Source organism: Nonomuraea sp. NPDC003707 (genome assembly GCF_053587055.1).
The window spans coordinates 14,819-37,931 of sequence record NZ_JBSFNK010000040.1 but is presented as its reverse complement, the minus strand read 5'-3'; the positions used below and the strand labels follow the sequence as shown (position 1 = coordinate 37,931).

The following is a 23,113-nucleotide window of genomic DNA, read 5'->3' as shown; positions in this document are numbered from 1 at the left end:
TCACAACGGCTGCACGGCAACGCGGTCGGGGGTGACGGTCAGCAGGCTGCGCTCGGGAACGGGCTGCCAGCCCGGCAGGTCGTCGAGCGGCTCGCTGGCCACGCGCACGCCGTCGTGGCTTCGGTGGTGGAAGAGCGTGTCGCCCCAGGCGGTCGCGGCGATCGAGGCGCCGTCGCAGGCGAGCAGGTTGAGGCGGGCGCCGGGGTCCTTCTTCCCGGCGTGGACGACGACTTCGGCCAGCGCCTCGCCCAGCCCCAGCCCGGCGCGCCCGCGCAGGAACACGGCGGTCGCCACCCAGGCGGCGTCGCACGCGCTCTCCGCGCGACCGGCCAGGTCGTCGGCGAGGTCGCGGAGCGCGTCCTTGCTGACGCGCCCGTTGTGGCTGAGCAGCCACCCCTTGTCGGTGAACGGCGCGGTGGCGCTCTCCTCGATCGGCATGCCCGCGGTGGCCGAGCGCACGGCCGCGAGCAGGCAGGTGGAGCGGGCGATCTGGGCGAGCGCGGGCAGGTTGGCGTCGGACCAGATGGGCACGGTACGGCGGTAGCGCACGGGCTCGGGGCGCGTGGAGTCGTACCAGCCCATGCCGTAACCGTCGGCGTTGATCATGCCGTTGCGCTGGTGCCGGGGCGCGTACGACTGCTCGAACAGGCCGTGCTCGGGTTCGTGGATGAGCCAGGTGAGCGGGCGGGGCTCGCCCAGCCAGGCCGCGTGCCTGCACACCTAGACCAGCTCCGAACGCGCGCAGCGGAACCCGGTGAAGATCTGCCGCCGGATCGGGTAGTCCCAGTTCCTGAACGTGGTGCGGACCGCCGCCGGGTCGGCCGCCCAGGAGCCGCCGCGCAGCACCCGGTATTCCTGTCCGAAGAACACCTCGCTGTACTCCTTGTAGGGAAACGCGCGGAAGCCCGGGTAGGGCTGGAACCAGGAGCCGGTCCACTCCCACACGTCTCCGACCATCTGCTCGACCCCGTACGCGCTGGCCCCGGCCGGGTAGGCGCCCAGCGGCGCGGGGTGGGCGGCGCGGTGGCCGAGGTTCGCCCTGGCCGGGTCGGGGGCCTCCTCGCCCCACGGGTAGCGACGGGCGCGGCGGGCCTCCGGGTCCCAGCCGCAGGCCTTCTCCCACTCGGCCTCGGTGGGCAGCCGCTTGCCGGCCCAGCGGGCGTAGGCGTCGGCTTCGTACCAGCTCACGTGCTGGACGGGCTCGTCCATCGGGATCGGCTCGGTCCGGCCGAAGCGCCTGCGCCACCAGGCGTCGCCTTCCTTGACCCAGAACAGGGGGGCGACCACCCCGCTGCGCTGCCGCCACTGCCAGCCCTCGGCGGACCACCAGCGCGGGTCGCCGTAGCCGCCCTCCTCGATGAACGCCGCGTACGCGCGGTTGCCGACGGGAAGCCGGTCGATCCAGTACGCGGGCAGGTCCACCTGGTGGGCGGGGCGTTCGTTGTCGTAGGCCCAGGGGAGGGTGGCGGTGCCCATCATGAAGGAGCCCGCGGGCACGTACACCTCCTCGGGGCCGCCGCTCCGGCCCTGCGGCAGGTCGCCCTCGCGTACCAGGCCGGGCTGCCCGGACAGCTGCAGGGTGGCGAGCATGGTCTCGTCGTGCTGGTGCTCGTGCTGGATCACCAGGCCGAACACGAAGCCGTCGCGGTGCAGCGGGTCCGCGCCCTCCAGGTCGATCGCGTCGAGGACGTCGAGCACGCGCCCGCGTACGCCCTCGATATAGCGGCGGGCCTCGGCCGGGCCCAGGAGGGGCAGGGTGGGGCGGTCCTTGCGCGGATGTTTGAACGCGTCGTAGATGTCGTCGATCTCGGGGCGGATCGGCTCGATGCCGCCGGCCGCGCGCAGCACCCACAGCTCCTCGTAGTTGCCGACGTGCGCGAGGTCCCACACCAGCGGCGACATCAGCGGGGAGTGCTGACGCACCAGCAGGTCGTCGTCCGCCTCGGTGTAGGCGAGCGACCGGTCGCGCACGGCGAGGAGTTCGGCCGCGATGCGTTCCTTGGAGTCGGTCATTGCCGTCCTTCCCCGTTCAGCCAGGCCGGGACGCGCCGTCCCGGCACCGGATCCATCAGGTCGGCCGCCGGTGAGCGGCCCGTTGTCACGTACCGGTCGGCGAACGCGGCCACCTCGCCGACCAGGCCGGGGTCCGCGCCGAGGCGGGGCAGCGCCTCCAGCGCGGCGCGGAAGCACGCCTCGGCGGCCCGGCCCAGGCGCGGCTCGGTCAGCCCGCACCGCGCCGCGTCCCGCCACAACTCCCGGCTCGGCATCCGGCCGGGCCCCAGGTACGGCTCCACGGCGGCCAGCGCGGTGTCGGCGGCCCGGTCGTCGGCGACGAGGGCGTGGGTCACGGCCACGCACACCGGCCAGGCCGCCGGGTGCTGGGCGTCGAGGTAACGGATCTCCAGCCAGCCCCTGGGCCGTACCGGGGGGAAGACCGTCGTGGCGTGATAGGCCAGGTCGTCGGCGGTGGGGCGGCGCTCGCCGGCGCCGTTCAGCCAGTCGCGGAACGTCGAGCCGTCGCGGACCGGGCGACATCGCTCCCCGTCCTCGCGCACCAGCATGAGCCGGGCGTCCAGCAGGTAGCCGGCCCAATCGGCGGCGGGGTCGCCAGAGGCGGGCACGGGCGCGGTCCGGGTGCGGTCGAGGCGGTCCCAGACGGCCTGGCGGCCCGACATCCAGCCGCACGGCCGCCCGCCGCTGAGCGGGGAGTTGGCGAAGGCCGCCATCAGCACGGGGCCGAGCGCGTGCGCCCGCTCCCACCGGGCCTGCGGCCGCTCCCCCAGGTCCAGGTTGACCTGGACGGAGGCGGTCGAGCACATCATCAGGGCCCCGTACGGCTCGCCGAGGAACTCGGCCATGGCGTCGTACCTGGGCAGGCGGAGCTGGCGGCGGGCCGGGCGCACCGGGTCGAGGCCCACCCCGGCCAGCACCAGCCCCGCCGGGCGCAGGGCGGCGCGCACGGCGGAGACGTCGGCGGCCAGGCCGTCGATCGCGTCCCGCAGCGGGGCCGCGGGACCGGAGAGCTCGAGCTGCCCGCCCGGCTCGAACGTCACCCGGCTGCCGCCCGGCAGCGCCGGGACGGCCCGCTCGACCTCGGCCATCGGGACCTGCGCGGCCGCCGCCGCACGGTCGAAGACCAGGAACTCCAGCTCGACGCCCACCCGCTCCTCGGCGTCCGGATCCTGCGCGGCCGGCTGGAAGCAGCGGCGCGCGAAATCCGCCACCTCGGAGGCGTCCCGCAGCGGCGTGCTCTCGGACGTCAGCCCGATCATCGTCGTCCCCTTCGCGTGGCGCACAGGTCTACAGACCCGCGAGGCGCGCGAACGTTACAGGCGGATTTTCGTGTAACGGATGGGACGTGACCGGGACTAGGTCACATGGAGCGGGCAGCGGACGACCTCGGATGCGACGACGTGCTGGAGCTGCTCACGGACTATCTGGAGGCGGCGCTCCCGGCGGGGCGACGGCGGCTGGTCGCGGACCATCTGGACGCCTGCCCGGCGTGTTCGGAGTGGCGGGCGCAGATCCTGGCGACGATCGCGGCGCTCGGCTGCCTGCGTGACGACGTCATGCCGGCGCCGGTGCTCGCCGCGCTGCGGGCGAGCTTCCGTATGAGCCCCGGCTCATAACCGGCGCCGCTCACGGAAGGTGGACATGAGCCGGTCGCGCATGTCGGCGGGCAGCTTCTCCGGATGCGGGTCGCCGAGGGCGTCGATGGTCGCCCGGAACTGCTCGACGTAGCGCTCGCACCCCTCGCAGCAGGCCAGATGCTCCCGCACGCCGTCGCGGGCGGGCCGGTCGAGGGCGTCCTCAAGGTAGGCGGTGATGAGTCCCGCCAGCTCGTCGCAGGTGAACCGCTTCACGACGTCGACCGCCCTTGCCTCTGGATATGAACCGTTTCACTTATTGTCGCCGCTTCGCTGCCCAGGAGAAGCCCACCGGCTACTCCGGCTGCTTCACGGACTCGAAATAGTCCGCGAGCCAGCCGCGCACGGCCGTGCGGGCGCGATGCAGCAGCACCCGCTGGTTGGCCTCGGAGATCTCCAGGATCTCGCACACCTCCTCGGACGTGCACCCTTCCACGTCCCGCAAGGTGATCACGATCCGCTGCCGGGGAGGCAGCCTCGCCAGCCCTTCGGCGATCAGCCCGCGCACCTCCGAGGCGAGCGCCTCGCTCTCCGGCGTCGGCCAGGTCGCGGGGAGCTCCTTCCAGCCGCCCGGCAGGACCGCGTCGAAGCCCTGGTCGGCCACCGAGACGCCGTCGTGCTCGAAGGAGCTCCACGGCAGCGTGCGGCTCTCGCGGGCGCCGCGCTTCTTCGCGGTGTTGATCAGGATGCGGTAGACCCACGTCTTGACCGACGAGCGGCTCTCGAACGCGTCGATCCCGCCGATCACCGCCAGCCACGTGTCCTGGACGACCTCCTCCGCGGAGTGGTCGGTGGACACGTAGGACCTGGCCACCCGCAACATGCCCCCGGACCAGGTGTCGAGCAGCGCCGCGAACATCGCCTCGTCCCCGGCGCGCAGGGCCGTGACGACGACGTCATCCGGGGGCAGCTCACCACCCGCGAGAGACCCCACGATCGCTTCCCTCCGCTCGAACGCTGAGACATCCATGGCATCGGGACCGATCGCCGGCCCTCGCCCGGGACATACCGCCCCACGTTAATCCTTCCCACTGACGTTCTTCCGTCTCGGCGAAGGGCCACAAGATGTGTATTTTTCGGATAAACAGGTCAGAACCTTCCCAAAGGCGCAGTTCACGACGTTACGGGCCCGCGATCCCGCTCCCTTAGGACCAGACTCCCAAAGTTCCGGACATCCCCGGCGCCACCTCCTGGTGGAGATCCATCCTCGGGACGATAGTCGGCATCATGTTCGATATCTCCCTCGACCCCAGTGTCCGCTTCGCCGTCCAAGGGGCCTGGGCACCCTGATGCCGGCCTGAACCGCACTCCTCCGGCGACCGCGAACGCGGCCGCCGGAGGAGGCATGACGCCTGCGATGGGCCACGGGTTCACTTGCGGTTGATCAAAAAAGCTTGAGCGTCGCCTTCCGGGGTGGCTCGCGTCGCAATCCCCCTCCCGTAATTACTTTCTGTCGTGGCATACATCTGTCTGTAACCGAGGGGGACTTCATGCTCCGTCGTATCCTGGCGGGCGGGCTCGCTCTGACCGCCACCGGTCTCGTCCTGGCAACCGGCCCTGCCGTGTACGCCGACGAACTCAAGGCCCCGTACGCGCGGGCCGCGGCGGTCGTCGACGCGGACGGCAGGCTCAACCTGGGCAAGAACATCGTCGCGACCTGGCGGGCGGCCACCGGCAAGTACTGCGTGCAGGTCGCCCAAGACGTCGACGTGACCGAGGCAGTCATCCAGATCACCGCGCGCCACGCGCTGCGACTGCCGCACATCGCCTTCAGGAACCCCTCGGCGACCTGCCACCGGGACAACACCGTCACGATCAACGTCTTCAACCCCCACACGGCGCGGCTCGCCGACTCCGGTTTCGACCTCTCCATCTCCTGATCTGGACCGAAGGGACAACCAATGAAGAACATCAGGCGCATTGCCGCAGGGGTGCTCGCCGCAGCCGCCGTCCTGACGCCGGTCGCCGCCCACGCGGACACGCCGTACGCCCAGGCGTCGGCCGAGGTGGACATGGACGGTTCCCTGATCGAGGGCAGCCACGTCAACGACGTCTGGCACCCGTACAGGGGCGTCTACTGCGTGTCCGTCGACGAGAGCGTGGACTTCACCGGCGCGACGGCGATCCACGTCACGCCCATCGGCGAATACTCCGCTCCCCGCTCGCTGTCCGTCGAGCTCAATCCGTCGTCGGCGTGCGGCGAGAACCGCCTGGACACCATCGCCGTCTACAGCCAGGTCGGCTTCAGGGTGCGGGGCGACTCGGCGTTCTACCTGTCCGTCTCCTGACGCCGCCAGGGCCGCGCGCGACGAACGCGATGCGCGCGGCCCTGCCGCCTGGCGGCCTTCGGCTGCTGACAGAGGAGTTACGCCGCATTTCCCGGCAAAAGCGCAGATCAGCGACCTGCAGTCGGAGCGAATCCCCTCCGGGGCACCGGTGAATACAGCATCCTGGGCATGCCATCACGCTCACCCCGCCCCCTTCAGCCGAGGAGGTCGCGTGACCCGGTACGCCATAGATCACAGCCGCAACATGCTCATCGCCCAATGGAGCACCGGCATCGGCGACAGCGCCACCACCGTCGCCGAACTGCCCCGGGCCCGTTCCCCCTGGGACGCCCTGCGGCTGGCCACGTCCCTGACCGACCTGTCGCAGGCCTGCTGGCGCTGCTACACCCATCCGGCCAGCACCGCGGAGCGGCACGGACCCAACAGCCTGGGCTGGTACCGGCAGTGCGAACGCGACGCCTTCGCCGCCATCGTCCCCGCGCTGACCAGCCCCGGCCCCTCCATCGGCAGCCCGTTCCCCACGGCGACCACCAGGGTCGAGGACAGCGCCCATCGCGTCGGCCGTTCCCTGCGCGCCTTCGACATCTCGCAGCTCACGGTCCGCATCATCACCGAGGTCACCGACGAGCTGGCCGCAATCGAGCAGGCCGAGCTCGGCGACCTGTCCGACCGGGCCCAGCAGGCCGTCGTCCTCAGCCGCGAGGACGCCTCCCCTCTCCAGGTCGCCCAGGCCGACGGCCTGCTGCACCGGCACCCCTTCGGCCCCGAGGAGCTGTTCACCCACGTGGATCCGGCCGCGGCCGCCATCGCCGCCGCGCACTGGCTCTACGCGGCGGCCTCCACCACCGCCCGCCGCGCCCGCCTGCACCCGGCGCAGGTCGTGGCCCGGGTCGACGGCATCAGGCCGCTCGTCCAGGAGAGCCTCACCGAGATCGTGACCGCGATAGGCGCGGGCATGTCCCCCCGGCAGGCCGTCATGCCGATGATCCGCCACGCGCTGCACATCGCCGAGGGCCACCTCAGCGGCGTCACGGAGGCCAGATACCGCATCACCGCGGCCGAGGAGCTCGCCGAGCGGGCCCACGCCGACCACCCCGAGCTCGGGCTCGACTTCGACGCCGTCTACCTGCCGATCACCCCGCTCGACCCGGCCCGCCCGGCCCTCGACCTGCTGGAGAACCTGCTGGAGGCCATCCACGGCTGCTGGCTGCTGGACGTGCACCGCGTGCACCCATTGGGCACCCTCGTCGACGAGAGCACCGACCCGCTCCGGCGGGGTCCGGTCGAGGCGTTCCTGGCGGAGGTCAGGCAGGAGGCGGCCGTCCGCCACGAGGATCTGCTGTAGCGAGGCGACAGTTTCAGGCCTTTCGAAATGAGTCGGCCCCATGGCGGCCGTTGATTAGTGTCGCTCTCCTTGATCACCTCACTGGGGGAGCAACATGCGAAAGATATCGGCATACGTCGGGGCCCTGGCGCTGGCGAGCGCGGTGGTCGTGGGCTCGGTCGCGCCCTCCGCGTCGGCGGCCACGGCCCACAGCGTCACGGCGGGCGTCGAGCGTACGACGTGGTTGAACCCGGGTCAGCTGCTCAAGGCGGGTGACTCCGTACGGTCGTCCGGCGGCGACTACGTCCTGCAGCAGCAGACCGACGGCAACCTGGTCCTGTACCGGGGCGGCACGGCGCTGTGGAGCAGCCAGACCGGCGACAGCCCGGGCGCGTTCGCCGCCATGCAGGAGGACGGGAACCTGGTCGTCTACCGCGGCAAGACCCCGCTGTGGGCCTCGAACACCGACACCCCCGGCGCCCGCCTGGCCGTCCAGGACGACGGGAACCTGGTCATCTACGCCGGCAAGACCCCGCTGTGGACCCGCCACGCCACGATCAGCGTGCTCAAGCCCGGCTACGGTCTCAAGCCCAACCAGTACGTACGCTCCCGCAACGGCGACTACCAGTTCGCCATGCAGGAGGACGGCAACCTCGTGCTCTACAAGGCCGGCAAGGCCCTGTGGGACTCGAAGACGGGCGGGAACCCGGGCGCGCGGCTGGAGATGCAGAAGGACGGCAACCTGGTCGTCTACAAGGGCACGACGCCGCTGTGGGACTCCGAGACCGGCAAGAACCCCGGCGCGCGGCTGGAGATGCAGGACGACGGCAACGTCGTCATCTACGACGGCAAGCGCCCGCTCTGGTCCACCGAGACGGGCCGCTAGTTCCGGGTGAACCTCCTCGACGACGACGGCCAGGTCGTCGAGGAGGCAGTCAACCACAGTGCGCTCGCGCCGTCGCGACGGCGCGAGACCCGGGTGCGGCCATCGCTTGGTCCTCCCGGCGTCTATGACCTGGACCGCCGAAGGGCGATGGCCGCGGGTAACAGTCTGACGCCTCTGCGTGAACAGCGCAGCTCATCACCGCAAATGGCGGCGGCGGTGGCGGTTACTCCCGGTATCGGCAGCAGTTCGTCCGGCAATGGCGCTATATCAATATGTGCATGCCTTGAGGAAGATACTTAGCGCTGTACGTACCTCCATGCGGCAGATTCCGGTTTCGGGAGGTACGAATGCATCGCAGAGTCGTCCTGCTCTCCGCCGTCGCGCTCGCTCTGGCGGGCGCTCTGGTCCCGGCGGGCGCCGCCCAGGCGAGCGCACCGAGCGGTCTCGGTCCCAGGCCCGTCGGCTGGTCCGGCGCGGACTCCTGGTCGGAACGCAGGAGCGTCCTGCAGTACTGGACACCACAGCGCATGCTGGCGGCGCAGCCGCTGGGGGACCCGCCGCCGCGCCGCAGCCAGTCGAGCGGGCCGACCGAGGGCTCCCCGTGGGCCAGCCGGAACGGCTCGGTCCAGCGCTCTTCCTGGTCGACCGGCGGCGGCGCCGCCACCCGGGGCGCGGCCTGGTCGGTCGCCGGCACCCAGGCCGTCAACCAGCGGCTGCAGGCCGTGGTGCCCAACAGCCCCGGCCTGCGGTGGACCGACGGCGGCGCCATCGTCCGCACCACCGGGCGCGTCTTCTTCACCACCGCGGAGGGCGGCAACGCCTCCTGTTCGGGCTCGGCAGTGACCAGCGCCAATGAGAGCGTCGTGATGACCGCCGGGCACTGCGTGAAGATGAACGGGGCCGCGCACCGCAACTGGGTGTTCGTGCCCGGGTTCGACAACGGGCGGCGCCCGTTCGGCACCTGGGTCGCCACCAGCTTGCTCACCACGCAGCAGTGGAACGCCAACGAGGACATCAACTTCGACGTCGCCGCCGCCGTGGTCGCGCCGTTGCAGGGGCAGACGCTGACCGACGTGGTCGGCGGGCAGGGGATTGCGTTCAACCAGCCCAGGGGACGGCAGATGTTCTCCTTCGGCTATCCGGCGGCCGCACCCTTCGACGGCTCCCGGCTGATCTACTGCAGCGGGCGCACGTTCAACGACACCGTCCAGACCAGGGACCAGGGCCTGCGCTGCAACATGACCGGCGGGTCGAGCGGCGGGCCGTGGTTCCAGGGGTTCAACGAGTCCACCGGGCTGGGCTGGCTGAACTCGGTCAACAGCTTCAAGTACGACTTCGCCCCCCAGTTCATGTTCGGGCCCTTCTTCGGGAACGAGGCAATGGCCGTCTACCAGTCCGCCCAGCGCGCCAACGCGGCCTGAGTCCGCTCGGCTTTCAAGGCGATTGCCTTAATAAGGCGGCCGACTTATATTCGGAAGGGTCAGGCTTCCGAGCTGGAGGACACATGACCGCTGACGCGATCCCCGATTTCCCGTTCGACCGCCCCACCGCCCTGGAGCCGCCGCCACAGCTGGCGGAGCTGCGGGACAAGTGCCCGGTGTCGCACGTACGGCTGCCGAGCGGGGACGTGGCCACCCTGGTGACCAGGTACGACGATGCCCGCGCCGTCATGGCGGACCCGCGCTTCAGCCGTAACCTCGCCAGGGAGGGCGCCGCCCGGCTGTCCACCACCAAGGACGGCGGGCTGTTCAACCGGCGCAACGAAGGCACCATGGACATCAGGGAAGGGCAGGGCCACATGCGGTGGCGACGCCTGCTCAGCCGCTGGTTCACGGCGCGGAAGATGGAGGTGTGGCGGCTCAAGGTCCAGGCGATGACCGACGACCTGATGGACGCGATGCTGGCCAAGGGCTCCCCCGGCAACCTGTCGGCCGGGCTGGGCCTGCCGCTCCCGGTGCGGGTCATCTGCGCGCTGGTCGGCGCGCCGAGCGAGGACCAGGACAAGTTCGCACACTGGTCCAGGACCATGCTCACGCTGACGCGCAACACCCAGGAGGAGGTCGACCAGGCGTACCAGGAGTTCACCTCGTACGTGTCCGACCTGGTCGACCACAACCGGGAGAACCCGGGCGACGACCTGCTCAGCGAGCTGACCCAGATCACCGACGCCGAGGACGGCCGGCTCAGCCAGGACGAGCTCATCTCCACCGTGCGCGGCCTGCTGCTGGCCGGCCACGAGACGACCTCGAACATGATCGCGATCATGGTGGCGATGCTGCTCGCCGACCGCGAGCGCTACGAGGCCGTGATCGACGACCCCGACCTGATCCCGGGCACCGTCGAGGAGGTGCTGCGCCTGGACAGCACGCTGTCGGTCATCGGCGGGGTGCCCCGGTTCCTCACCGAGGACGTCGAGCTCAGCGAGGTCACGGTGCCCGCGGGCAGCACGCTGATCCCCAACGTCCCCGCCGCCAACCGCGACCCGGCCAAGTTCACGGACCCCGAGCGGTTCGACCCGCGGCGGCAGAACAGCAACCAGCACCTCACCTTCGGCGCGGGACCGCACTACTGCCTCGGCCAGCCGCTGGCCAGGCTAGAGCTCCAGGTCGTGCTGGGCACCCTGACGCGCAGGCTGCCCGGCCTGCGGTTGCGGGACGCCCCGGACGACCTGCGCCTTCGCACCGGAGGGCTGTCGGGAGGGCTCCAGGACGTATGGGTCACCTGGTGACCTCCTGAGCACGACGCCGGTGGACCGCTCGGCGGGCCGCCGGCGTCATCCGTGCTCGTGGCGAGGGCGATAATCGATCGGGGGACGGCACAGCAGGACGAGTTCAAGGATCGATCATGAAAGTCAGCACGGCGGTCGCCACGCCGTCACCCCGCTCGCTGCGCGCCCGCGACAAGCTCATGCACACCGCGGAGCGGCTCTACGCGGAGCACGGGTTCGCCAACGTCTCGATCAGGATGATCCGCGAGGCGGCGGGCCAGCGCAACAAGTCCGCCGTCCAATACCACTTCAGCACCCGCGACGAGCTGATCCAGGCGATCCTCTCCCGCCACGCGGCCGAGATCGACCGGCTCCGGGCCCCGATGGTGGCCGAGCTGGAGTCCTCGGGCGAGGTGTCGCGCCGCGATTGGATCACCTGCGTCATCGCCCCGAGCATCGAGCACCACATCGAGCTGGGCACCCCGTCCTGGTACGGGCGCTTCCTCGCCCAGGCCGTCGTGGAGCCGTCCCTGCGCGACCACACGACCGAGGCGAGCGTGAGCACGCCGTCGTTCCAGCGCCTGGAGCAGCTGCGACCCCCGCGCGGGCAGGAGCGCGACCCCGAGCTGATCGGGCGGTACGCGTCCATGACCCGCCTGCTCATCGTGCACATGTGCGCCGAGCTCGAAGGCGACCTGGCCTCCGGACGGGTCGATCCGGCCACCGCCGAACGGTCGTGGCGCGAGCTGGGCGAAAACCTGGTCACCGCGGTCTGCGGCCTCAGCTCCGCCCTCCTCGACCAGGAGACCGGCCCCACGCCGGGCTAGGAGGTGGTCAGCGGTGGCGGCGCGGCCGGGCCAGGAGGATGACCAGCGCCCCGGCGCCGATCGCGAACAGCGCCGCGGCGGTGACCAGCCACGGCATCCCGGTGTACCCGGTGAGCCGGTACGCGGTCGCCGGCCCTGGCTGGGCCCGCGCGCCGGCGGCGGGACCAGGGGCGGTGTTGCGGAAGACGACGTCCGAGCAGGAGTAATAGGTGTCCGGCGTGTCGGAGTTCTGCCAGATCGTGTAGATCAGGTGGCGACCGGTCCGGCCCGAGGGCAGGCGGCCCTTGATCGCGTACGAGCCGTCCGTCAGCTTCGGGTCGGTGACCTGGAGGAAGGGCTTGCGCTCCAGGTCGGCCCACTTCAGCGGCTTGGTCGGGTCGTAACCCTTCTTCGTGACGTACAGCCGGAACGTGCCCTGGTGCGGGATCGTGCCGCGGTAGCGGAAGGTGAAGCGCACCCCCGGCTTGAGCGTGGTCGCGGGCCAGTCGGCGCGCGCGAGGTCGAGCCCCTTGAACTCCGGGATGCCGCCGCTGCACAGCTTGCCATCCGGGATCGTCTCGCGATCCCTGCCGGCGACGTTCGCCACCCGCAGGTTGTCCCATTCCGCGGTCGCCGTCTTCCCCCCGGCCGCCACGGCGGCGCGGCAAGCGGCCGGCCGCGTCTTCAGCGGGCTGTCGGCGCCGCAGGCCGCCGCCCGGCTCAGCGGGCTCTCCAATGCTCCGTGCGCGCCCGCGGGGGCGGTGATCAGGCCCAGCGACAGCAGCGCTCCGACGCCTACGCTCGTGATCCGGTGCCGCACGTGGCCGTCCTCCTCGCATAGTCCTGCAACGAGGTACGGCCACCCGCCCCCACAGGTTCATGAAGACCTGGTAGAAAAGGCAAAAACCGCAGATGCGACATATGAGGTGAAGCTCTCGTGACAGATCATTCACCCCTGGATCCCGCACTCCTCTCCAGGATCGACACCAGCAAGCCGCATCAGGCCAGGGTCTGGAACTTTTGGCTGGGTGGAAAGGACAACTATCCGGCCGACCGCCAACTGGCCGAGAAACTCCGGGACATCTATCCGGGCATGGAGGACATCGCCCGCCATTCCCGTGTCTTCTTGGGACGTTCCGTTCGATATCTCGCCGGAACGGTAGGAATCAGGCAGTTCTTGGACATCGGTACGGGCTTGCCGACCGTTGATCACACCCACGAGGTGGCACAACGGGTGGATCCCACCAGCCGGGTGGTGTACGTGGACAACGACCCTCTCGTCCTGGTGCACGCGCAAGCCCTGCTCACCAGCGACCCCCGCGGCGCCTGCGACTACATCGAGGCCGACGTCCGCGACCCCGGCACCATCCTGGAGTTCGCCTCCAAGACACTCGACCTGAGCCGCCCGACCGCGCTCATGCTCCTCGGCGTGATGGGCACGGTCTTCGACGACGACGCGGCGTACCGGCTGGTCGAGCACCTGCTCGGCGCGCTGCCCTCGGGCAGCTACCTGGTGTTCGAGGACGGCACGAACATCGTCAAGCCCGACGCCGCCGCGGAGGCCGAGCGGCTGCGCGACAAGGGCGAGGTCTACGAGTACCGGCTGCGGACTCCCGAGGAGATCGCGCGGTTCTTCGACGGGCTGGAGCTGGTGGAGCCGGGCATCGTGTCCGTCTCCCGCTGGCAGGTGGAGTCCGACGTGTTCGGGCTGCCGCCGGAGGTCGACGCGTTCTGCGGGGTCGCGCGCAAGCCGTGACGGTCAGAGCTCAGCGATGATCTCGCGCAGGAGCGCCGGGGTGGCGGTCGGGGGCGAGGCGTGCACGCCGAGCTCGTCCATCAGCCTCTGGTACGGCAGGACGTCCGCCCTCTTGGTGAGGTACTGGGCGTTGGTCAGCTGCTCGAGGTAGACGACGTCGTGCAGCTCGAACTGCGGGAAGCGCAGGATGGTGACGGGGCCGACGCCGCCCATGGCCCAGCCGCAGCCGAACGGGACCACCTGCACGGTGATGTGAGGCCGCGCGGCCATCCGGCCGAGGTGTTCGAGCTGTCCGCGCATGATCGCGGGGCTGCCGACCTGGTGCCGGAGCACCGCCTCGTCCAGCACCACCCAGAGCTTGCGCGGCGTGGGCGGCTCGAGGATGAGCCGGCGGCGCATCCGCACCTCGACCCGGCGCTCGATCCGCTCCTCGGACTCGCCCTTGTTGCCCATGGTGAAGATCGCGCGGGCGTAGTCCTCGGTCTGCAGCAGGCCGGGCACGAACTGCATCTCGTGGACGCGGATCAGCGAGGCGTCCTGCTCCAGCCCCAGGTACGCCTCGAACCAGTCGGGGATCACGTCGCGGTAGTCGTGCCACCAGCTGGGCTCGTTGGCCTGCTTGGCCAGGGCGAGCAGGGCCGCGCGCTCGGCCTCGTCGGCGACGCCGTACATGATGAGCAGGTCGGTGACGTCACGCGGCTTGAAGCTCGTGCGCCCGCCCTCCATGCGGCTGATCTTGGAGTGTGAGCTGCGGATGGCGTAGCCGGCGTCCTCCCGGGAGATCCCGGCGGTCTCGCGCAGCCGTCGCAATTGCGCACCCACGAGAATACGCAGCGCGGTCGGCCCGGAGTGGGCGGCATCACCACCGAGCGTTTCCGCCAGGTCACCCATGCCGTGAGCAGTCGACATCCATATCCTCAATCGGCAACTCGCCACAGTCCGGTCCCGCCGTCAATATTGCCACGGGAGTCGCGACAGAGCGGATATTTCCTTGTGTCGCCGGAGGCGTGGTGCGGCGGCCCGGCTCGTCCGGGTGCGAGCGGGACCGCCCTCATGGCCGGGTACGCCTCAGACGGCGACGTCCCCGCACACGTGCACCTCCACACCGAGCCGCTGGAAGAACGCCGCCTTCGCCACCAGCGCCTTGTCGGCCGTGGCGGCGTCGGGAGCGTAGGCGACCTGGACGTGGTTGGCCTTGTGGCGGGCCATGAACTGGTCGCGGTCGACCCCGTGGTGCACGACGTGCGCGATCGGCCACTCGGGGTTGGTGGCCGCCCACCGCCGCTCGGTCTCCTCCTCCGGCAGCTCCACGACGGAGGCGCGGCCGAGGTCGAGCTGGAGCCGGGCGTCGGCGATGTAGAGCCGGGACCAGACGATCTCGCCCGGCTTGCTCACGCCCTTGATGGTGCCGCCGCCGGCGGGGAAGTACATCGGGTTCTGCCGCCAGCTCACCGCGCCCGCGTACCCGCCGGTCAGGTGGGACGGCGGCACGGAGCCGGAGATCTCGTAGACCCAGACGAAGTCGTCGCCGTACTGCTCGCCCCAGCGCACGTCGTGCAGCGTGGTCGCGGGGTCGAGGCCCATGGCGGTCCACACCCGGTTGGTCACCAGCGCGTCCACGGCCACGCCCTCGTCCGCCTCGTTGAAGTGCGGCAGCGGGGCGCCGTCGTAGAGCACGCGGGCGCCGTCGCGGCTGGTCACCGGCGGGCGTACGACGTTGTTGAGCAGGCCCTCCGCCAGGTCGGAGGCCGGGGTCAGGTCCTTCAGGCCCTGCTGGTACTGGATCCCGATGGCGTCGAGGCCGAAGTCGTCGGCGATCCGCAGCGCGGCGACGTACATCTTGAACTGCTCGCCCAGCTGCCGGTCGGTGAGCTCCGTGGCCTCGTCGGCGCCGGTGGCGAAGCGCATCCCGGCGGCGTCGAGCCACGCGCGCACGGCCGCCGCCTCGGCGTCCGGCACCTTGAGCATCTCGGCGTACAGGGCGCTCTGCGACAGCCGCTCCTTGTAGATCCCGAGGGGGTTGAGCAGCTCGTCGTCGATGATCGCGTTGTACATGCCCATGCAGCCCTCGTCGAACACGCCGATGATGGCCTTGTCGCGCAGCAGCTCCTCGGCCAGCGCGAGGCCGAGCCCGGACTCCGGGCCGGGCGGCAGCGGGGGCAGCGGGCGGACGTGCGAGGAGTCGTGCGCGATGTGGCCGGTCCGCACCCAGCTCGCGAGGCCGTCCAGGAAGTAGCGGTCGGTGAAGTCGACGGACCAGATCGTCGAGTACGCGCGGCCCATCTTGGTCAGGCCGGCGTTGAGCCCGAGCAGGCCGACCAGGCCGGGCCAGGTGCCGTCGAAGTTGGCGACGGTGAGGATCGGGCCCCGGTGGGTGCGGAGCCCGGCCAGCACGTGGTGGCTGTACTGCCACACGGCCTCGGCGACGATCAGCGGCGCGTCGGCGGGGATGGCCTTGAAGACCTCCAGGCCCATCCGCTGGCTGTCGATGAAGCCGTGCCCCTTGGCGGGATCCACCTCGTGCGCGCGGACCACCGTCCAGCCGAGGTCGCCGAACGCCGCCGAGACGGCCTTCTCCAGGCTCTCCTGGGCGGCCCAGCCGGCGACGTTGGCCGACAGGCGCAGGTCTCCGCTGGCGATCAGGTACGCGGTGCGCGGCGCGACGGGCTGCTCCGCGCGGGGAACGGGCATACGGTACGGGCCGGTCATGGCTGCTCCAGATCTGCGAGGGGCAGCCGGGCGAGGACGATGCCCCTGCGCTGCCAGGTGTAGGTGACGAGGAGGTCGTCGGGGGTGACGACGGCGAAGGGATAGCTGTATTCGGCGACGCCGCTGGTCACGACGCCGTCGTCACCGGGCGCGAACCCCGGGGCGGCGGCGCCGGCCGGCGGCAGCCGGAGCACGGCCGGGTCTATGGAGAGCACGCCGTCGTCCAGGGTCGGACCGGCGTGCCAGGTCAGCCCGTCGTCGTCCGACAGCGAGACGACGAGCGGGCAGCGGCTGCCCCACGACTCGGCGGCCGGGTTGTGCACGCAGGCCACCCGCCCGGACGGCAGCGCGACCACCGTGAGGCCGCTGTTGTTGTTCGGCAGGCCCGTGGGCTCGGCGGGCGTCCAGGTGCGTCCGCCGTCGGGGGAGGTCGAGCGGTACGCCCGCCCCTCGGTGCTGCGCATCAACGCGACCGGGCCGCTCGCACCCCACCACAGCGCGGGCTGGATGTGCCCGGCGCCGGTGAGCGCGTCGTGGTCCACGGGGATCGAGGCATGCGTCCAGCTCAGCCCGCCGTCGTCGGAGACGTCCACGAACGGGTCCCACCGGGGCGGCTCGCCCCACCGCTCCGTCGAGCCGGGCGCCAGCCAGGGGCCGCCCCCGGGAGCGAGCAGCGGCGGGTTCTTGACGGGGCCGCGGCCGCCGGACCGGTCTCCCGGGACGAGCTCGCGTACCGGCTCCCACGTGACTCCGCCGTCGTGCGAGCGGGTGACCAGCGTGATCCACTCGGAGATGCGCGCACCGGCCTTGCAGAACAGCCACAGGGCGCCGTCGGGGCCGGTCGCCAGCACCGGATTCCAGTGGGCGACGTCCCGGCCCGTCTCCAGGGTGCGCACCTCGCCGCCGCGGGCGATGCGGATGCGGTTGTCGGGCGTGCCCTCCCTGGTGCCCGCGAACCACGCGACGACGGGAGTGCCGTCCGCCACCGCGAGCGTGGACGCGTGGCACTGCGTCCAGCGGGGGTCGTCGACGGTCACGAACTCCCGGTGGATCCGCTCGGCCTCGCTCATCTGGTCACCCGCGCCGTGATCATCGTGCTTGGGCGGTCTCGGCCAGCCGCGCGATGCGCTGCCGCTGCTCCGGGCCGATCTCGGGGGCCGGCATGCGGAGGGCGCCCGTACCGCGGCCCAGGAGGCTCAGCGCCAGCTTGATGCCCTCCACGGTGCCGCCGAGCGCGGCCAGCACCTCGTCCACCCGAGCCTGCGTGGAACGTTCCGCTTCGGCGTCCCCGGCGGCCACGGCGTCGGCGAGCCGCGCGAACGGGTCCGGGAAGGCCGACGAGAGACCCGAGACGACCCCGTTGCCGCCGCCGCGGACGACCTCGGCGAGCCTGGTGTCCGAGCCCGACCACAGCCCGGCCGAGGCGGGCAGCGCCGCGCGGTACTCGGCGAACCGGTCGGCGGCCAGACCGCTCAGCTTGGCCCCGGCCAGCCCGGTCTCGGCGGCCATCGCGGCGAAGTCCGCGGGCTCGACGACCACGCCGGAGCGCTCGCTGAACAGGTAGCCGTAGACGGCGGCCGGACCGGCCGCCGTCGTCACCGCGGCGAAGTGCCGCAGCACGGCGCCGTTGTCGGCGGGCAGGTAGTACGGGGTCAGCGTGGCCAGCCTGCGCGCCCCCATCGCGACGGCGTCGCGGGTCAGCGCCACCGCCTCCCGGGTGGCCGCGGCGCCGACGTGCACCACGACTCGGTCGGGACCGAACACGGCCAGCGCGATCTCGGTCACCGCCCGGCGCTCGGCCCGGTCCAGCGCCGGGAACTCGCCGGTGGTGCCGCACACGAAGACACCGTCGACGCGACTCGCGAGATCCGTGAAGTGCGCCTTGGCGGTGGCGTGGTCGAGCTCGCCCGCCTCGTCGAAGAAGGTCGGGACGGCGGAGAGGATCTCGGCGCGGCGCCGGGTGTTTTCTGGCATGGCAAGGCCTCGGTTCGTCAGTGGTTTTCGTTGTCGAGGCGCGGCGGGCCTCAGCTCGTTGAGGGATGGCAGGCGAAGGAGGGCCCCGGACCCCTGGAAGGTCCGGCGCGGGCGGTGGGACGAGGAGGCTAGAGGGCGGGCTGGGTGCGCTCCCGCTCGATCAGCGTCGCGCGGATCCGGTCGCAGGAGCCGTCGAGGTGCGACACGAGCGCGACGAGCGCGGCGTCGACGTCGCCCGAGCGGACGACGTCCCGCAGATCGGCGTGGTCCTGCGCGACGGGGACCAGGTCACGGGCGGTGTTGGTGATCTCCAGCACCGCCGCGAACAGCGGCCGGTGCAGCGCCCACGTGGCGGTGAGCCAGCGGTTGTCGCCGATCACGTAGAAGCCGCTGTGGAAGTCGAGGTCCGCGGCGGCGAACTTGGCGGCGTCGCGGTCGTCCGCGGCGGCCCGCATCTGCTCGACGGCCTCGTCGATCGAGGTCCAGTCGGCGGCGTCGAGGCGGGCGATGGTCTCCTTGATGGCCAGGCTCTCCAGAGCGCCGCGCAGCGAGTAAAGCTCCTGGAGATCTTTGTCGGACAACCCGCGGACGAAGACCCCCCGCTTGCGCGTCTCGACCAGCCCTTCGATCTCCAGCTGGCGAAGCGCGTCGCGGACCGGCCCGCGACTCACCCCGAACTGCTCCGCGATCCGGCCCTCGACCAGGTGCGTCCCCACGATCAGCTCGCCACGCACGATGAGCGAGCGGAGCTGGATGAGCAACTGATCACCGAGCGGTGGATTACGCAGCGGATTGGTGATCGTCACCAGCTCTCCTCTCGTCTTCCCGCCCGAAGGTTCTTCGCCGAACGGAGACTATCCCGCACAACTCCATACGGTCAACGTTAACGGATGACCGTTGACGGTTAACCGTCTTCCAAGTAATAGTGTGCGACAACTGAACCACTGCGGAAACATCGAAGCCGCCAGCAGAAAGGGAGGCGCCATGGTCGCGACCCTTCCGAAGCCCGATCTTCGCTACACCTGGAAGGTCACGGCATCCAGCTTCCTCGGCAACACGCTGGAGTACTACGACTTCCTCGTCTACGGGACGGCGGCCGCCGTCGTCTTCCCCAAAGTCTTCTTCCCCGACGCCAGCGGCTTCGTGGCCACGCTGTCCGCCTTCGGCACGTTCGCCGTCGGCTTCCTCGCCAGACCCCTGGGCGGCCTCTTCTTCGGCAGCCGGGGCGACCGGCACGGCCGCAAGTCCACCCTGATGGTCACGCTCGTCGTGATGGGCCTCAGCACCATCCTCATCGGCCTGCTGCCGAGCTACGGGACGATCGGGATGTGGGCCCCGATCCTGCTGGTGGTGCTGCGGCTGATGCAGGGGTTCGCGGTCGGCGGTGAGTGGGGCGGCTCCATGATCATCGTCTTGGAGTCAGCGCCGCCGAACCGCCGCGGCTTCTTCAGCGCCTGGCCCAACACCGGCGGCTTCTCCGCGCAGATCCTCATCACCGGGGTCTTCGCCTACATCTACACGCTCCCCAACGATCAGTTGCTGAGCTGGGGATGGCGGATCCCGTTCCTGCTGTCGGCCGTCGTCCTCATCGTGACGTTCTGGATGCGGCGCAGCCTGCACGAGACCCCCGTCTTCACCGAGGCCGTGGCCGGTGACAAGGAGGGTGAGGCGGGCGCGGTGGAGGCCGAGCGGCCCAAGCACGGCCCGATCCGTACGATCTTCGTGGACGACTGGCGCAACCTGCTGCTGATCATCGGCCTCCGCTTCGCCGAGGCGCTGCCGTACTTCCTGCTCACGGTGTTCGCGCTGTCCTACGGCAGCAGCGCGCTCGGCCTGGAGAAGAGCCAGCTGAACAACGCGATCCTCATCGCCGCCGTGCTCTCCTTCATCAGCCACGGCGTGTTCTCCGCGATCTCCGACAGGATCGGGCGGCGTCCGGTCTACTTCTTCGGCGCGGTCGTGGTGTTCGTGATGGCCTTCCCGTTCTTCGCGATGCTGCGCAGCGGGTCGATGGTGCTGATCGTGCTCGGTTACGTGCTGGTGCTGAACCTCGGGCACAACGCCATCAACGCCATCCAGCCCGCGTTCTTCGCCGAGCTGTTCCCCGCCGAGCGCCGCTACACCGGCGCCGCGGCCGGCCGCGAGATCGCCTCCATCTTCGCGGGCGGCCTGACCCCGTTCGTCGCCACCGCCCTGGCCGGCGCGGACGGCGCCCGCTGGCCGCTGGTCGCCGGGTACGTCATGCTCGGCGCCCTGATCACCATGTTCGCGGTGTGGAAGGCGCCGGAGTCCTTCCGCCGCGACCTCAGCGCCACGGGCGAGACCGTCCGCTGATCACATCCTCCAGTCCTCGACCGGCCCCTGACCGACGGGGCCGGTCGGGCTGAACCCGACGGGCAGGGCCTCCAGGCCACGCATCCACACCGACGCCCGCCAGCGCAGCTCCTCCGGCTCCCCGAGGAGGTGAACGTCGGGCAGCCGGTCCAGCAGCACCTCGATGGCCGTCTTGACGATGATCTCCCCGAGCTCCGGCGCGGGAAACGGGCAGCCGTACTCGCCGTGGCTGAACGACATGTGCGCCCGGTTGGCGCCCGAATGGGCGTGCGCGGCCGGCCGCACCTGCGGATCGGCGTTGGCCGCCGCGAACCCGAGCAGCAACAGATCGCCCCTGCGCACGCGCTTCCCGCCCAGGTCGCAGTCCCGTACGGCGAAGCGCGAGGGCATGTTCTGCACGGGCGGGTCCATCCACAGCACCCTGATCAGCGCCTCGCCGACGCTGCTGCGGCCGCCCTGGAGCGTCATCGAGAAGTCGTCGTCGATCAGCATGAGCCGCAGCGTGTTGCCGATCCAGTTGGCGGTGGCGGCGTGGGAGGCCGCTATCAGCACCAGCAGGTCCTGGATGATCTCCAGCTCGGACAGCCCGGCCGGGTGCGCCAGCAGGTAAGAAGTGAGGTCGTGCCCCGGCCGGTCGCGCTTGGCGGCCATCAGCCCGCCCATGCGGTCCTGGACGCGGAGGAACCCGGCGAAGGACTCCTCGCCGCCGTCCAGCATGAAGCCCAGGTCCTCGATCAGCTCCGGCAGCTCGGACTCCGCCAGGCCGTAGAGCCGGGCGATGACCTGGGCCGGGGTCCGGTAGGCGTACTGGGCGATCAGGTCGGCCCGGCCGTACCCGGCGAACTCGTCGATCAGGAGGTCGGCGACCTGCTCGCAGATCGCGGTCAGCTCGGTGCGGTCGATGGTGTCCAGCGCGTCGCCGATGGCGCCGCCGCGCCGCTTGCGCTCGGCGCCCTCGGTGAACATCAGGGACGGCGTCCACTCCAGGTACGCCCGCGACGGCCAGTCCTCGGGGATCCGGTCCTTCAGGTTCCAGCGCCTGGGGTCGCGGCCGAAGAGCTGCGGCTGGCTGGTCACGTGGTGCAGCTCGCGGTAGCCGGCCACGAGCCAGGCCGGTACGTCGTCGTCGAGCAGGATCGGCACGATCGGGCCGTGCTTGCGGCGCATCTCCTCGTACACCGCGGACGGGTCGGCGAAGACCTCGGGCCCGTACATCCGCACGGCGTCGGCGTGGCCGGTGTAGCCCTCCAGCAGTGGGTTGGTCACGACGTGCTCTCCGGGGCCGAACGGGCGTTCATACGGGTGATGTGCTCCACGAGCGTGATGAGCACGTGCTTGGACGAGGACCGCTTCCGCGCGTCGCACTCGATGAGCGGCACGTCGGGCGACAGCGCGAGCGCGTCGCGCACGGCGTCCAGCGAGGGCCCGTCTGCGAAGCGGTTGACGGCCACGACGAACGGCATCCGGTGGTGCTCAAGCCGGTCGATGGAGTACCACGAGTCCTCCACGCGCCTGGTGTCCACCAGGACGACCGCGCCCAGGCTGCCCGCGAAGAGCTGATCCCACACGAACCAGAAGCGCTCCTGCCCCGGCGCCCCGAACAGGTACAGGACCTTGTCCGGCGTCACCGTGATCCGGCCGAAGTCGAAGGCCACCGTGGTGGTGGTCTTCTCCCGCACCCGGCTGGCGTCGTCGATGCCCACGCTGGCCTGGGTCATGACCTCCTCGGTGCTCAGCGGGCGGATCTCGCTCACCGAGCCGACCATGGTCGTCTTGCCCACGCCGAAGCCGCCGACGACCACGATCTTCAGTGCGTCCAGGGCGGTTTCGCGGAGCGGTGTACGTACGTCGTCAGAGGTCTTGGAGGGCACTGAGCACCTGCCTCAGAGTTTCGGGATCCGGCCGCCCGAACTGGAGGGCGGCCGACGGGTGACGGACGGTGATGCGGCCGGTGTCCAGCAGGTCGCGCAGCAGGATCTTCACCACGCTCACCGGCAGCCGCAGCTCGGCGGAGATCTCCACCACCGCCGTCGGCTGCCGGGCCAGCTGGAGGATCCTGACGTGCTCCGACTGCATGCCGGGGGCCGGCTCGCACTCGCTGACGATCAGGGAGACCGAGTCGAACGCGTTCTCGTCGGCACGGGTGCGGCCGCCGGTGACCGTGTAGAGCCGGTCCGGGTTCTCCCGGTCGATCGGGCGCGGCGTCATGGGCGATCGTCGCTGGGCTGCGCTCTCCGCGGCGCCGCGGAGAGGAAGACGCCGATCTGCTCGACCATCTCGTTCATGTTGTGCGCGATCAGGCCCACATCGCCGTCCTCGTCGGCCACCACGGCGAGGTGGGCGCCCTCGCCGGCCGGCACGATGAGCAGCAGCCCGCCGGCGAACTCCACCATCGCCTGCCCCGCGCCGATGCCGTCGCCGAACTCGGCGGAGGCGCTCAGCGACAGGCTCTGGATGCCCGCGGCCAGGGCCGCGAGCTGGTCGGCGCGGTCCCGCTCCAGGCCGGCGGTAACGCACATCTTGAGTCCGTCCCTGGTCAGGACGAGGACGTACCTGACCCCGGGGGTCTTCTCCTTGAGGTTCTCAAGCAGCCAGTCGAGCTCGCGATCGGTGGTGCCTGCAGCGTCGATAGTGCTCATCGAAACGACGGGGCGGGCGTCCGGCGCGGGCGCCGGAGGGGCC

Annotated in this window: 25 protein-coding genes; 10 read left to right on the top strand and 15 right to left on the bottom strand. The window is 71.0% G+C overall.

What is annotated here, in order from left to right:
- From egtC to egtA, 3 genes are read right to left on the bottom strand one after another with little or no spacing between them, the layout of a single operon-like run.
- Positions 1 to 720 (bottom strand): ergothioneine biosynthesis protein EgtC, encoded by a 720-nt coding sequence (egtC, locus tag ACWDRB_RS55845; protein ID WP_350723379.1) that lies wholly within the window; start codon positions 718 to 720, stop codon positions 1 to 3.
- Positions 721 to 2,013: an ergothioneine biosynthesis protein EgtB gene (egtB, locus tag ACWDRB_RS55840; RefSeq protein ID WP_449908956.1), complete on the bottom strand. Its 1,293-nt coding sequence runs from the start codon at positions 2,011 to 2,013 to the stop codon at positions 721 to 723.
- Entirely contained in the window at positions 2,010 to 3,272 is a 1,263-nt protein-coding gene (gene egtA, locus ACWDRB_RS55835) for an ergothioneine biosynthesis glutamate--cysteine ligase EgtA (protein WP_449908953.1), read from the bottom strand. Before egtA ends, egtB begins: the two co-directional genes overlap by 4 nt.
- 105 nt (positions 3,273 to 3,377) lie before the next feature.
- Here egtA and ACWDRB_RS55830 point away from each other — a divergent pair, with 105 nt between their 5' ends.
- Positions 3,378 to 3,629: an anti-sigma factor family protein gene (locus ACWDRB_RS55830; RefSeq protein WP_449908950.1), complete on the top strand. Its 252-nt coding sequence runs from the start codon at positions 3,378 to 3,380 to the stop codon at positions 3,627 to 3,629.
- Here the strand turns inward: ACWDRB_RS55830 and ACWDRB_RS55825 are convergent.
- On the bottom strand, positions 3,624 to 3,863 hold the full coding sequence (locus ACWDRB_RS55825; protein WP_449908947.1) for an anti-sigma factor family protein: 240 nt from the start codon (positions 3,861 to 3,863) through the stop codon (positions 3,624 to 3,626). The genes ACWDRB_RS55830 and ACWDRB_RS55825 overlap by 6 nt on opposite strands.
- Before the next feature lie 79 nt (positions 3,864 to 3,942).
- The gene (locus tag ACWDRB_RS55820) at positions 3,943 to 4,581 is read right to left on the bottom strand and encodes an RNA polymerase sigma factor (protein WP_350723388.1); all 639 of its coding nucleotides are present in this window, start codon (positions 4,579 to 4,581) and stop codon (positions 3,943 to 3,945) included.
- Between the two features lie 556 nt (positions 4,582 to 5,137).
- On the opposite strand from ACWDRB_RS55820, the gene ACWDRB_RS55815 reads away from it, so the two are divergent.
- The 7 genes from ACWDRB_RS55815 (at position 5,138) to ACWDRB_RS55785 (ending at position 11,679) form a co-directional block, all read left to right on the top strand.
- Positions 5,138 to 5,527, top strand: coding sequence for a hypothetical protein (locus tag ACWDRB_RS55815; protein WP_449908944.1), 390 nt, complete (start codon positions 5,138 to 5,140; stop codon positions 5,525 to 5,527).
- 21 nt (positions 5,528 to 5,548) lie between these two features.
- The gene (locus ACWDRB_RS55810) at positions 5,549 to 5,935 is read left to right on the top strand and encodes a hypothetical protein (RefSeq protein ID WP_397368648.1); all 387 of its coding nucleotides are present in this window, start codon (positions 5,549 to 5,551) and stop codon (positions 5,933 to 5,935) included.
- A 211-nt stretch (positions 5,936 to 6,146) separates the two neighbouring features.
- Positions 6,147 to 7,280 carry a hypothetical protein gene (locus ACWDRB_RS55805; protein ID WP_449908942.1) on the top strand — a complete coding sequence of 378 codons (1,134 nt, stop codon included), beginning with the start codon at positions 6,147 to 6,149 and terminating at the stop codon, positions 7,278 to 7,280.
- Positions 7,281 to 7,374: 94 nt separating this feature from the next.
- Positions 7,375 to 8,145 carry a hypothetical protein gene (locus tag ACWDRB_RS55800; protein ID WP_449908939.1) on the top strand — a complete coding sequence of 257 codons (771 nt, stop codon included), beginning with the start codon at positions 7,375 to 7,377 and terminating at the stop codon, positions 8,143 to 8,145.
- 347 nt (positions 8,146 to 8,492) lie between these two features.
- Entirely contained in the window at positions 8,493 to 9,566 is a 1,074-nt protein-coding gene (locus ACWDRB_RS55795) for a trypsin-like serine peptidase (RefSeq protein WP_449908936.1), read from the top strand.
- An 83-nt stretch (positions 9,567 to 9,649) separates the two neighbouring features.
- Positions 9,650 to 10,873: a cytochrome P450 gene (locus ACWDRB_RS55790; RefSeq protein WP_449908934.1), complete on the top strand. Its 1,224-nt coding sequence runs from the start codon at positions 9,650 to 9,652 to the stop codon at positions 10,871 to 10,873.
- A 116-nt stretch (positions 10,874 to 10,989) separates the two neighbouring features.
- Positions 10,990 to 11,679 carry a TetR/AcrR family transcriptional regulator gene (locus tag ACWDRB_RS55785; RefSeq protein ID WP_449908932.1) on the top strand — a complete coding sequence of 230 codons (690 nt, stop codon included), beginning with the start codon at positions 10,990 to 10,992 and terminating at the stop codon, positions 11,677 to 11,679.
- A 7-nt stretch (positions 11,680 to 11,686) separates the two neighbouring features.
- Here the strand turns inward: ACWDRB_RS55785 and ACWDRB_RS55780 are convergent, their stop codons facing one another.
- Positions 11,687 to 12,478 carry a lytic polysaccharide monooxygenase auxiliary activity family 9 protein gene (locus ACWDRB_RS55780; protein WP_449908930.1) on the bottom strand — a complete coding sequence of 264 codons (792 nt, stop codon included), beginning with the start codon at positions 12,476 to 12,478 and terminating at the stop codon, positions 11,687 to 11,689.
- Positions 12,479 to 12,595: 117 nt separating this feature from the next.
- On the opposite strand from ACWDRB_RS55780, the gene ACWDRB_RS55775 reads away from it, so the two are divergent.
- Positions 12,596 to 13,414 carry an SAM-dependent methyltransferase gene (locus ACWDRB_RS55775; protein WP_449908928.1) on the top strand — a complete coding sequence of 273 codons (819 nt, stop codon included), beginning with the start codon at positions 12,596 to 12,598 and terminating at the stop codon, positions 13,412 to 13,414.
- A 3-nt stretch (positions 13,415 to 13,417) separates the two neighbouring features.
- On the opposite strand, the gene ACWDRB_RS55770 is transcribed toward ACWDRB_RS55775, so the two are convergent.
- The 5 genes from ACWDRB_RS55770 to ACWDRB_RS55750 form a co-directional block, all read right to left on the bottom strand.
- Positions 13,418 to 14,323: a helix-turn-helix domain-containing protein gene (locus ACWDRB_RS55770; RefSeq protein WP_449908926.1), complete on the bottom strand. Its 906-nt coding sequence runs from the start codon at positions 14,321 to 14,323 to the stop codon at positions 13,418 to 13,420.
- Positions 14,324 to 14,482: 159 nt separating this feature from the next.
- Positions 14,483 to 16,123 (bottom strand): hypothetical protein, encoded by a 1,641-nt coding sequence (locus ACWDRB_RS55765; RefSeq protein WP_449908923.1) that lies wholly within the window; start codon positions 16,121 to 16,123, stop codon positions 14,483 to 14,485.
- Positions 16,120 to 17,193 (bottom strand): exo-alpha-sialidase, encoded by a 1,074-nt coding sequence (locus tag ACWDRB_RS55760; protein WP_449908920.1) that lies wholly within the window; start codon positions 17,191 to 17,193, stop codon positions 16,120 to 16,122. The genes ACWDRB_RS55765 and ACWDRB_RS55760 overlap by 4 nt, the downstream gene beginning before the upstream one ends.
- A 19-nt stretch (positions 17,194 to 17,212) precedes the next feature.
- Positions 17,213 to 18,097, bottom strand: coding sequence for a dihydrodipicolinate synthase family protein (locus ACWDRB_RS55755; RefSeq protein ID WP_449908918.1), 885 nt, complete (start codon positions 18,095 to 18,097; stop codon positions 17,213 to 17,215).
- 128 nt (positions 18,098 to 18,225) lie between these two features.
- Positions 18,226 to 18,903, bottom strand: a complete 678-nt coding sequence (locus ACWDRB_RS55750) for a GntR family transcriptional regulator (RefSeq protein WP_449908915.1) — start codon at positions 18,901 to 18,903, stop codon at positions 18,226 to 18,228.
- 178 nt (positions 18,904 to 19,081) lie between these two features.
- Here ACWDRB_RS55750 and ACWDRB_RS55745 point away from each other — a divergent pair, with 178 nt between their 5' ends.
- Positions 19,082 to 20,431: an MFS transporter gene (locus tag ACWDRB_RS55745; RefSeq protein WP_449908913.1), complete on the top strand. Its 1,350-nt coding sequence runs from the start codon at positions 19,082 to 19,084 to the stop codon at positions 20,429 to 20,431.
- Here ACWDRB_RS55745 and ACWDRB_RS55740 read toward each other — a convergent pair whose 3' ends face one another.
- The 4 genes from ACWDRB_RS55740 to ACWDRB_RS55725 are packed head-to-tail and all read right to left on the bottom strand — an operon-like array spanning position 20,432 to position 23,070.
- Positions 20,432 to 21,697: a cytochrome P450 gene (locus ACWDRB_RS55740; protein ID WP_397368637.1), complete on the bottom strand. Its 1,266-nt coding sequence runs from the start codon at positions 21,695 to 21,697 to the stop codon at positions 20,432 to 20,434.
- Entirely contained in the window at positions 21,694 to 22,302 is a 609-nt protein-coding gene (locus ACWDRB_RS55735; RefSeq protein ID WP_350723419.1) for a GTP-binding protein, read from the bottom strand. Before ACWDRB_RS55735 ends, ACWDRB_RS55740 begins: the two co-directional genes overlap by 4 nt.
- Entirely contained in the window at positions 22,283 to 22,639 is a 357-nt protein-coding gene (locus ACWDRB_RS55730; protein WP_449908908.1) for a DUF742 domain-containing protein, read from the bottom strand. The genes ACWDRB_RS55735 and ACWDRB_RS55730 overlap by 20 nt, the downstream gene beginning before the upstream one ends.
- The gene (locus ACWDRB_RS55725) at positions 22,636 to 23,070 is read right to left on the bottom strand and encodes a roadblock/LC7 domain-containing protein (RefSeq protein WP_449908906.1); all 435 of its coding nucleotides are present in this window, start codon (positions 23,068 to 23,070) and stop codon (positions 22,636 to 22,638) included. The genes ACWDRB_RS55730 and ACWDRB_RS55725 overlap by 4 nt, the downstream gene beginning before the upstream one ends.
- Positions 23,071 to 23,113 lie beyond the last annotated feature (43 nt).